Source organism: Citrobacter cronae, assembly GCF_016893685.1.
Taxonomy (GTDB): domain Bacteria; phylum Pseudomonadota; class Gammaproteobacteria; order Enterobacterales; family Enterobacteriaceae; genus Citrobacter; species Citrobacter werkmanii.
In genome coordinates this window covers 1,720,930-1,731,549 of sequence record NZ_CP069763.1, presented here as the reverse complement: position 1 = coordinate 1,731,549, position 10,620 = coordinate 1,720,930, and the positions used below count along the sequence as shown (strand labels likewise).

The 10,620-nt window shown below is 51.4% G+C and carries 9 protein-coding genes, 1 tRNA gene and 1 pseudogene; 8 read left to right on the top strand and 3 right to left on the bottom strand.

Annotated elements, in window-relative coordinates:
* Positions 1-2: 2 nt before the first annotated feature.
* The gene (groL, locus tag JSN25_RS07405; RefSeq protein WP_006686275.1) at positions 3-1,649 is read right to left on the bottom strand and encodes a chaperonin GroEL; all 1,647 of its coding nucleotides are present in this window, start codon (positions 1,647-1,649) and stop codon (positions 3-5) included.
* A gap of 43 nt (positions 1,650-1,692) precedes the next feature.
* Positions 1,693-1,986, bottom strand: a complete 294-nt coding sequence (locus JSN25_RS07400) for a co-chaperone GroES (protein ID WP_000027827.1) — start codon at positions 1,984-1,986, stop codon at positions 1,693-1,695.
* Between the two features lie 274 nt (positions 1,987-2,260).
* On the opposite strand from JSN25_RS07400, the gene yjeH reads away from it, so the two are divergent.
* Entirely contained in the window at positions 2,261-3,526 is a 1,266-nt protein-coding gene (yjeH, locus tag JSN25_RS07395) for an L-methionine/branched-chain amino acid transporter (RefSeq protein ID WP_038636468.1), read from the top strand.
* Positions 3,527-3,573: 47 nt separating this feature from the next.
* Here the strand turns inward: yjeH and JSN25_RS07390 are convergent, their stop codons facing one another.
* Entirely contained in the window at positions 3,574-4,050 is a 477-nt protein-coding gene (locus tag JSN25_RS07390; protein WP_006686272.1) for an FxsA family protein, read from the bottom strand.
* A gap of 337 nt (positions 4,051-4,387) precedes the next feature.
* On the opposite strand from JSN25_RS07390, the gene aspA reads away from it, so the two are divergent.
* From aspA to JSN25_RS22020, 7 genes and pseudogenes are all read left to right on the top strand, one after another.
* Entirely contained in the window at positions 4,388-5,824 is a 1,437-nt protein-coding gene (aspA, locus tag JSN25_RS07385) for an aspartate ammonia-lyase (RefSeq protein ID WP_032940252.1), read from the top strand.
* Positions 5,825-5,938: 114 nt separating this feature from the next.
* Positions 5,939-7,240 (top strand): anaerobic C4-dicarboxylate transporter DcuA, encoded by a 1,302-nt coding sequence (gene dcuA / locus JSN25_RS07380; RefSeq protein ID WP_038636462.1) that lies wholly within the window; start codon positions 5,939-5,941, stop codon positions 7,238-7,240.
* Positions 7,241-7,368: 128 nt separating this feature from the next.
* Positions 7,369-7,716 carry a divalent cation tolerance protein CutA gene (cutA, locus tag JSN25_RS07375; RefSeq protein ID WP_204525571.1) on the top strand — a complete coding sequence of 116 codons (348 nt, stop codon included), beginning with the start codon at positions 7,369-7,371 and terminating at the stop codon, positions 7,714-7,716.
* Positions 7,692-9,401, top strand: a complete 1,710-nt coding sequence (locus tag JSN25_RS07370; protein ID WP_204525570.1) for a protein-disulfide reductase DsbD — start codon at positions 7,692-7,694, stop codon at positions 9,399-9,401. The genes cutA and JSN25_RS07370 overlap by 25 nt, the downstream gene beginning before the upstream one ends.
* A gap of 36 nt (positions 9,402-9,437) precedes the next feature.
* A complete protein-coding gene (locus JSN25_RS07365) occupies positions 9,438-10,013 on the top strand; it encodes a transcriptional regulator (protein WP_006686267.1) in 576 nt (191 codons plus the stop codon).
* A gap of 311 nt (positions 10,014-10,324) precedes the next feature.
* A tRNA-Phe gene (locus tag JSN25_RS07360) sits at positions 10,325-10,400 on the top strand.
* 108 nt (positions 10,401-10,508) lie between these two features.
* Positions 10,509-10,620, top strand: a pseudogene (locus JSN25_RS22020) (acetyltransferase); the annotation flags it as partial.

Genomic DNA, 10,620 nt, shown 5'->3' with positions numbered 1-10,620 from the left:
GATTACATCATGCCGCCCATTCCACCCATGCCGCCCATACCACCAGCAGCACCTAAGTCAGGCGCATCGCCTTTCGGCAGATCGGTAACCATGCACTCGGTGGTGATCATCAGACCCGCAACAGAAGCTGCATACTGCAGAGCAGAACGCGTTACTTTGGTTGGATCCAGGATACCCATGTCGATCATGTTGCCGTATTCTTCAGTTGCAGCGTTGTAACCGTAGTTACCGTCACCCGCTTTCACGGTGTTAGCCACTACAGACGGCTCTTCGCCGCAGTTCAGAACGATTTGACGCAGCGGAGCTTCCATTGCGCGCAGCGCAACTTTGATACCGACGTTCTGGTCTTCGTTCTGACCTTTCAGGCCGGCAATTTTGGACGCTACGCGAATCAGCGCAACACCACCACCAGCAACCACACCTTCTTCTACCGCAGCACGGGTTGCGTGCAGGGCATCTTCAACGCGGGCTTTCTTCTCTTTCATTTCAACTTCAGTCGCAGCACCAACTTTGATTACCGCAACGCCGCCTGCCAGTTTCGCTACGCGCTCCTGCAGTTTTTCACGGTCGTAGTCTGAAGTAGCTTCTTCGATCTGCTGACGAATCTGCGTCACACGACCCTGGATTGCCGCTTCATCGCCCACGCCATCAATGATGGTGGTGGTGTCTTTATTGATAACAACGCGTTTTGCCTGACCCAGATCTTCCAGAGTGGCTTTTTCCAGTTCCATACCGATCTCTTCAGAGATAACGGTACCACCGGTCAGGGTAGCGATATCCTGCAGCATCGCTTTACGACGATCGCCGAAGCCAGGTGCTTTAACAGCAGCCACTTTCACGATACCGCGCATGGTGTTAACAACCAGAGTTGCCAGCGCTTCGCCTTCAACATCTTCTGCGATAATCAGCAGTGGTTTGCCTGCTTTCGCGACAGCTTCCAGAACCGGCAGCATTTCGCGGATGTTGGAGATTTTCTTATCAGCCAGCAGGATGAACGGGCTTTCCAGTTCAACAGCGCCAGTTTCCGGCTTGTTGATGAAGTAAGGAGACAGGTAGCCACGGTCGAACTGCATACCTTCAACCACGTCCAGTTCGTCCTGCAGACCGGTACCGTCTTCAACAGTGATCACGCCTTCTTTACCGACTTTGTCCATCGCTTCTGCGATCAGTTTACCTACGGTTTCGTCGGAGTTAGCGGAGATGGTACCAACCTGAGCGATTGCTTTAGAGTCAGAGCACGGTACGGACAGCGCTTTCAGTTCTTCAACGGCAGCAGCGACAGCTTTGTCGATACCACGTTTCAGATCCATTGGGTTCATACCCGCAGCAACAGCTTTCAGACCTTCAGTAATGATGGACTGAGCCAGTACGGTTGCGGTGGTGGTACCGTCGCCTGCAGCGTCATTCGCTTTAGAGGCAACTTCTTTCACCATCTGCGCACCCATGTTTTCGAACTTGTCTTCCAGTTCGATTTCACGTGCTACGGAAACACCATCTTTAGTGATGGTCGGTGCACCGAAAGATTTATCCAGAACTACGTTACGGCCTTTTGGACCGAGGGTAACTTTCACTGCATCTGCCAGTACGTTTACGCCGCGCAGCATTTTCACACGAGCGTCGTTACCGAATTTTACGTCTTTAGCTGCCATTTTCTCTTTCCCTTAAATTCGTATGTTCAGTGTCGTTCGCGGATTAGGCTTCAACAATTGCCAGGATGTCACTTTCAGACATGATCAACACTTCTTCATTGTCGATCTTCTCAGATTTAACACCGTAGCCATCGTTGAAAATAACGATATCGCCGACTTTCACGTCCAGCGGCTGTACGGTACCGTTGTCCAGGATGCGACCCTTACCGACAGCGATGATTTCGCCACGAGTTGATTTACCTGCTGCAGAACCGGTCAGTACGATGCCGCCAGCAGATTTGGATTCAACTTCTTTACGTTTGACGATCACACGATCATGTAACGGACGAATACTCATTGATAGCTCTCCTTTGAGAAAGTCTTTATCAGTTATGGGTGACGCCGGCCCGTAAACGGTTTCCCGGCTAGTGACCAGAGAGATGGGGATGGGCTTTTGTGCCTTCAAGGGGGCAAGCGAAAAAAATTTTTTATCAGCAGAAAATCCCGTCAAAACACCGACACGCCTCACATTTCATAACGATTTCAGTCACGTCGTCATAAGCAAATCCGATTGTGATACCATCAAAATCTGCGCTGTAGCCCGGTCAATGGGCATAACCGGATAACAACTTATGAGCGGACTGAAACAAGAGCTGGGACTGGCTCAGGGCGTTGGCCTGTTGTCGACATCATTATTGGGTACAGGCGTTTTTGCCGTCCCCGCGCTGGCTGCGCTGGTCGCTGGCAACAACAGTCTTTGGGCCTGGCCGGTGCTGATTGTTTTAGTCTTTCCCGTGGCGATTGTCTTTGCCGTGCTCGGCCGCCATTTCCCCAGCGCGGGCGGCGTGGCGCATTTTGTCGGTATGGCCTTTGGTTCGCGGCTGGAGCGCGTCACCGGATGGCTGTTTTTGTCGGTAATCCCGGTTGGCTTGCCTGCGGCATTACATATTGCCGCAGGATTCGGCCAGGCGATGTTTGGCTGGCATGACGAGCAGCTTCTGCTGGCAGAACTCGGTACACTGGCGTTGGTCTGGTACATAGGCTCCCGCGGCGCCAGCTCCAGCGCTAACCTACAAACGGTCATTGCCGGGCTGATCGTGGCCCTGATTGTCGCCATCTGGTGGGCGGGCGATCTAAAACCCAGTGAAATCCCCTTCCCTGCAATTAGCGAAATTGAGCTTCCCGGACTGTTCGCTGCCCTGTCAGTGATGTTCTGGTGCTTTGTCGGTCTTGAAGCATTTGCCCACCTGGCCTCTGAATTTAAAAATCCGGAGCGAGACTTCCCGCGCGCGCTAATGATCGGTCTACTGCTGGCAGGTTCTGTCTACTGGGCATGCACCGTCGTCGTCCTCCATTTTGGCGCTTATGGCGAGAAAATGGCGGCGGCGGCATCACTGCCAGAAATTGTTGTACAGCTGTTTGGCGTACAGGCACTGTGGGTCGCCTGCATTATTGGTTATCTGGCCTGCTTTGCCAGTCTCAACATTTATATTCAAAGTTTCGCCCGGCTGGTCTGGTCGCAAGCACAATACAAGCCGGGGAGTTATCTGGCGCGTCTTTCCCCTCGTCACCTTCCGCGCAATGCGCTGAACGCCGTGCTAGGTTGCTGCGTGGTCAGTACCTTGTGCATCTATATGCTGCAAATCAATCTCGATGCGTTAATCGTCTACGCTAACGGCATCTTTATTATGATTTATCTGCTGTGCATGCTGGCAGGTTGTCGATTACTGAAAGGACACTATCGCGCATTGGCGATCGTTGGCGGTTTGCTATGTCTGCTATTGCTGGCGATGGTGGGTTGGAAGAGCCTGTATGCGCTGATTATGCTGGCTGCGCTGTGGTTATTTTTACCCGGCAGGCCGGATAAGTCGACGCTGACGCCATCATCCGGCATATGAACACGTGCCGGATGGCGCTAACGCTTATCCGGCCTACATACTGATGCTTAATCCCGACGATCGTCTTTATGTTCGATACTGTCACGATGCTCGTCTTTGCGCTGGAACTCACCGTCAAAGGTCTCGCCCCCACCCGTTCCGGCGCTAAAACCACCGCCGGGCATACGAGAAAAACGCAAATGTGGCAGCAGTTTCATCGTCAGATGCTTCTGCACCGGGGGTAATAAAAGAAGAAGACCAAGGAAATCGGTGAAAAAACCCGGCAGCACTAATAGCAGACCGGCAATAATCAGCGAAACGCTCTTGATCATTTCTGCAGCCGGGCTTTCACCTGCCGCCATTTTTTGTTGCATCAGTAAAAAGTTCTTAAATCCCTGATTACGAACCAGAGACATCCCGATAACCGACGTAAAAATAACCAAAATCAGGGTCATCAGAACACCCAACACATGGGCAACCTGAATAAAAATAGATATCTCTATGTAAACATAGAGAAAAATGGCAAGTAATGGTATCCAGCGCAAAGGGGACTCCTGTTAATAACAGGCGTTTTGTACAACGTCTGTTCAAAAATTATGTGACTCGCATCAGTCAGATATTGAGGTGGTTAGCAAAATTTCAAGTCGCTTGTACACTAATATTTAGTGTTAATCCTAAAGGGGTGATCTATTTCACAGAATAATAAATAAGGGGTAAATTCCACGCTTTAAGTGATCCAGATTACGGTAGAAATCCTGAACCAGCATATGATCTCGGGTATCAGACCGATGCAGGGGATAATCGTCGGTCGAGAAACAATCGAAATCACATATATCCTGTGTGTTTAGTCAAATCATTGGCAGCTTGAAAAAGAAGGTTCACATGTTAAACAACATTCGTATCGAAGAAGACTTGTTGGGTACCAGGGAAGTTCCAGCGGACGCTTACTATGGTGTTCACACTCTGAGAGCGATTGAAAACTTCTACATTAGCAACAACAAAATCAGCGACATTCCTGAATTTGTTCGCGGCATGGTAATGGTGAAAAAGGCAGCGGCGATGGCCAACAAAGAGCTGCAAACCATTCCTAAAAGTGTGGCAAATGCCATCATCGCGGCGTGTGATGAAGTCCTGAATAACGGAAAATGCATGGATCAGTTCCCGGTAGACGTTTACCAGGGTGGTGCGGGTACCTCCGTCAACATGAACACCAACGAAGTGCTGGCCAATATCGGTCTGGAACTGATGGGTCACCAGAAAGGTGAATATCAGTACCTGAACCCGAACGACCACGTTAACAAATGTCAGTCTACCAACGACGCATACCCAACCGGTTTCCGTATCGCGGTATACGCATCCATCATCAAACTGATTGATGCTCTGAACCAGCTGCGTGAAGGCTTCGAGAAAAAAGCCGATGAATTCCAGGACATCCTGAAAATGGGTCGTACCCAGTTGCAGGATGCTGTGCCGATGACCCTCGGTCAGGAATTCCGTGCTTTCAGCATCCTGCTGAAAGAAGAAGTGAAAAACATTGGGCGTACTGCAGAGCTGCTGCTGGAAGTTAACCTCGGCGCAACGGCAATCGGTACGGGTCTGAACACACCGAAAGAATACTCTCCGCTGGCAGTGAAAAAACTGGCTGAAGTTACCGGTTTTGCCTGTGTTCCTGCAGAAGACCTGATTGAAGCAACTTCTGACTGCGGCGCATACGTTATGGTGCATGGCGCACTGAAACGTCTGGCTGTGAAGATGTCCAAAATCTGTAACGACCTGCGTTTGCTCTCCTCTGGTCCACGTGCCGGCCTGAACGAGATCAACCTGCCGGAACTGCAGGCTGGCTCTTCCATCATGCCAGCTAAAGTGAACCCGGTTGTTCCGGAAGTCGTAAACCAGGTGTGCTTTAAAGTCATCGGTAACGACATCACTGTCACCATGGCGTCTGAAGCAGGTCAGCTGCAGCTGAACGTTATGGAGCCAGTAATCGGCCAGGCAATGTTCGAATCCATTCACATTCTGAGCAACGCTTGCTACAACCTGTTGGAAAAATGCGTTAGCGGCATTACTGCTAACAAAGAAGTGTGCGAAGCATTCGTATACAACTCTATCGGTATCGTTACTTACCTCAACCCGTTCATCGGCCACCACAACGGCGACATCGTTGGTAAAATTTGTGCCGAAACCGGTAAGAGCGTACGTGAAGTTGTCCTCGAGCGCGGCCTGTTGACCGAAGCCGAACTGGACGATATCTTCTCAGTACAGAACCTGATGCACCCGGCTTATAAAGCAAAACGTTATACTGATGAAAGCGAGCAGTAATCGTGTAGGGTAGTACCAGAGAAGGCACGTCAGATGACGTGCCTTTTTTCTTGCACGAAGTTACTTAAAAACAACAATTTAATATCAACTTGTTAAACAACAAGGAAGGCTAATATGATAGTTTTAGAACTTATCATCGTTTTGCTGGCAATCTTTTTAGGTGCCAGACTTGGGGGTATCGGTATTGGATTTGCAGGTGGGCTGGGTGTCCTGGTTCTCGCCGCTATCGGCGTAAAACCCGGTAATATCCCGTTCGATGTCATTTCCATTATCATGGCGGTTATCGCTGCCATCTCAGCTATGCAGATTGCAGGTGGTCTGGACTATCTGGTTCATCAAACTGAAAAACTGCTGCGTAAGAACCCGAAATACATCACGATCCTGGCACCCATCGTGACCTATTTCCTGACCATCTTTGCGGGTACGGGTAACATCTCTCTGGCAACTCTGCCGGTTATCGCTGAAGTTGCGAAGGAACAAGGGATCAAACCTTGCCGTCCGCTCTCAACTGCGGTGGTTTCTGCTCAGATTGCGATCACAGCATCACCAATCTCTGCAGCCGTGGTTTACATGTCTTCCGTAATGGAAGGTCATGGCATCAGCTATATTCACCTGCTGTCCGTGGTTATTCCGTCCACCCTGCTGGCCGTTCTGGTAATGTCCTTCCTGGTGACTATGCTATTCAACTCTAAACTGTCTGACGATCCGATTTATCGTAAACGTCTGGAAGAAGGTTTGGTTGAACTGCGCGGTGAAAGACAAGTTGAAATCAAAGCAGGCGCAAAAACTTCCGTTTGGCTGTTCCTGCTGGGCGTAATTTGCGTTGTTGTCTATGCGATCGTTAACAGCCCAAGCCTTGGTCTGGTCGCTAAACCGCTGATGAATACCACCAACGCTATCCTGATCATCATGCTGAGCATCGCGACGCTGACTACCATCATCTGCCGCGTTGAAACTGACTCCATTCTCAACTCCAGCACCTTCAAAGCCGGTATGAGCGCCTGTATTTGTATCCTGGGCGTTGCGTGGTTGGGTGATACCTTCGTATCTCACAACATTGACTGGATCAAAGATACTGCAGGTAGCGTAATTCAGGGTCATCCGTGGCTGCTGGCCGTCATCTTCTTCTTTGCTTCTGCACTGCTGTACTCTCAGGCAGCAACCGCTAAAGCACTGATGCCGATGGCTCTGGCGCTGAACGTTTCCCCGCTGACCGCTGTTGCCTCCTTCGCAGCTGTTTCCGGCCTGTTCATTCTGCCAACCTACCCAACGCTGGTTGCGGCAGTTCAGATGGATGACACTGGTACAACCCGCATCGGTAAATTCGTCTTTAACCATCCGTTCTTCATCCCGGGTACTCTGGGTGTAGTTCTGGCTGTCTGCTTCGGCTTCTTGCTGGGTAGCTTCATGCTGTAAGTTTTTTCTGCAGGGTGCTCGTGCGCCCTGCAGTTCCTCCTCCTCACCCCGCTTTAGCTAACATCCTTCCCTCGTCCGTTGTATAGTGACCACTCTTTAGCTGGTTACTCTGTTCTTTCGAGGTGTTTATGCTTGATGTAAAGAGTCAGGATATTTCCATCCCCGATACCGTTGTGGTGCTCTGTACTGCTCCGGATGAAGCAACCGCCCAGGATCTGGCTGCAAAAGTGCTGGCGGAAAAGCTGGCAGCCTGCGTGACACTTCTGCCCGGTGCAACCTCCCTCTATTATTGGGAAGGTAAACTGGAGCAGGAATATGAAGTCCAGATGATTTTAAAAACCACCGTCACGCACCAGCAAGCCCTTCTCGATTGCCTGAAGTCACATCACCCGTATCAAACACCTGAACTTCTGGTTTTACCCGTCACTCACGGAGACTTTGATTACCGCTTATGGCTCAACGCATCCTTACGCTGATCCTGCTGCTGTGCAGCACATCTACCTTTGCCGGATTATTTGACGCGCCCGGCCGCTCGCAGTTTGTTCCTGCCGATCGGGCGTTTGTTTTTGATTTTCAGCAAAACCAACACGATCTGAACCTCTCATGGCAGGTCAAAGATGGCTACTATCTCTATCGCAAACAGATAAGCATTACGCCATCTCAGGCCGATATTGCCGAGATAAAACTGCCGCCTGGCGTCTGGCATGAAGATGAGTTTTACGGCAAAAGTGAGATTTACCGTAAACAGTTGAATATCCCGGTCACGGTTAATCAGGCCGCAACTGGCGCAACATTAACGGTCACGTACCAGGGCTGTGCCGACGCCGGTTTTTGCTATCCGCCGGAAACTAAAACTGTCCCCTTAAGTGAAGTGTCAGCCGCTGTCGGGGGGGCTCCGGCTACCGCACCTGTCACTGAGGCCCCGGAAGAGAAACCACAGCCCGCAGCCCAGCTCCCCTTTTCCGCGCTGTGGGCATTGCTAATCGGCATTGGCATCGCTTTCACGCCCTGCGTACTGCCGATGTATCCGCTGATTTCCGGCATCGTGCTGGGCGGCAAGCAACGGTTATCAACCGGTAGGGCGCTGCTGCTGACGTTTATCTACGTCCAGGGAATGGCGCTCACCTATACTGCGCTGGGTCTGGTTGTTGCCGCCGCCGGATTACAGTTTCAGGCGGCATTACAGCATCCTTATGTTCTGATCGGTCTTGCCATCATCTTTACGCTGCTGGCTCTGTCTATGTTCGGCCTGTTCACGCTGCAACTCCCTTCCTCATTGCAAACGCGCCTCACGTTGCTGAGTAACCGCCAGCAAGGCGGCTCTCCCGGTAGCGTCTTTGCTATGGGGGCGATTGCGGGTCTCATCTGTTCTCCTTGCACAACCGCGCCGCTAAGCGCGATTTTGCTGTATATCGCTCAGAGCGGAAATATGTGGCTGGGAGGCGGTACGCTGTATCTGTACGCGCTGGGGATGGGCTTGCCGCTGATGTTGATTACCGTCTTTGGCAACCGCCTGCTGCCTAAAAGCGGTCCATGGATGGAACATGTTAAAACCGCTTTCGGCTTCGTCATCCTGGCGCTTCCCGTCTTCTTGCTTGAACGCATCATTGGCGACGAATGGGGCGTGCGCCTGTGGTCACTGTTGGGCGTCGCGTTCTTTAGCTGGGCATTCATTACCAGCCTGCAGGCAAAGCACGCCTGGATGCGTATCGTGCAGATTCTCCTGTTAGCCGCAGCGCTTGTCAGTGTACGTCCATTGCAGGACTGGGCGTTTGGCACGCCGCATGCTCAAACCCAGGCACACCTTAACTTTACGCCGGTGGCCTCGGTAGAGGCGTTAAATCAGGCGCTGGCGCAAGCCAAAGGCAGGCCCGTCATGTTGGATTTGTATGCCGACTGGTGCGTGGCTTGTAAGGAGTTTGAGAAGTACACCTTCAGCGATCCGCAGGTTCAGCAAGCACTAGGCGACACGGTGCTTTTACAGGCGGATGTAACTGCAAACAATGCCAAGGATGTCGCTCTCCTGAAACATCTACAGGTTTTAGGTTTGCCAACTATCCTGTTTTTTGATGCCGAGGGTAAAGAGCATCCGGAGGCTCGGGTAACGGGATTTATGGATGCAGCGACCTTCAGCGCACATTTGCGCGATCGTCAACCGTGAGCGACACTTGCAAAAGGAAATACGGAGGAGAATACCGTGCAACGTGAAGATGTCCTGGGAGAAGCCCTGAAATTACTTGAGGTTCAAGGGATAGCCAATACCACGCTGGAAATGGTGGCCGAACGTATCGATTATCCGCTTGATGAACTACAGCGCTTTTGGCCAGATAAAGAGGCCATCCTGTATGATGCGTTACGTTACCTCAGCCAGCGGGTGGATATCTGGCGGCGTCAGCTTTTGCTGGATGAGACCCTGAGCGCGGAACAGAAATTACTGGCACGCTACAGCGCGCTGTCCGAATGCGTGAGCAATAATCGCTATCCCGGCTGCCTGTTCATTGCCGCCTGCACGTTTTATCCCGATCCTGGACATCCAATCCACCAGTTAGCCGACCAACAAAAAAAAGCAGCGCATGACTTCACTCATGAGCTACTGACTACGCTGGAAGTTGACGACCCGGCTATGGTCGCCAAACAGATGGAGCTGGTGCTGGAGGGATGTCTGAGCCGCATGCTGGTGAATCGTAGCCATGCTGATGTCGAAACGGCACACCGTTTGGCGGAAGATATTCTGCGCTTTGCCCAGTGTCGTATGGGCGGCGCGCTAACCTAAGCGAACAAGCCCGTCCTGGCCGGTGTGAGTAAGCATAACGCCATCAGTCGTTGAAAACGTGCCATCGCCACGGTGGTGCGAATTAATCGGTTAACCGCCCTGGTCAGCGTGTGATTAAGATGCAGTGAATCACTCTTTTGCCATACTGCCCTTCTTGCGCTTAGCATGACCTGTCGGCATCGTGGCGATCTGGAAGATTTGTGCAAACTTCAGGCACAAACGCACAGATTGCCGTAATATTAAGCGGTTGAACCGCTTTTCCTGAAATTTGATTGACTGGCAGGCGCGAATACGGTTTAATGCGCCCCGTTGCCCGGATAGCTCAGTCGGTAGAGCAGGGGATTGAAAATCCCCGTGTCCTTGGTTCGATTCCGAGTCCGGGCACCACTATTTAAAGAACCCGCCCWWRAGGCGGGTTTTTGCTTTTATAGTTTCTGATAGCTTCCAGCCGATCGTTTTACCCTATTTCTGACCCGCCACCTCTCACAAACACCACACGTAAACTCAATCTCGCCGTTAACAGCCAATTTCAGTAAGCAGACGCCAGGGATCTATATAAAAATGGGATTCATCGTAACGGGACGTACAGAGGTGGACGATCTTGGGG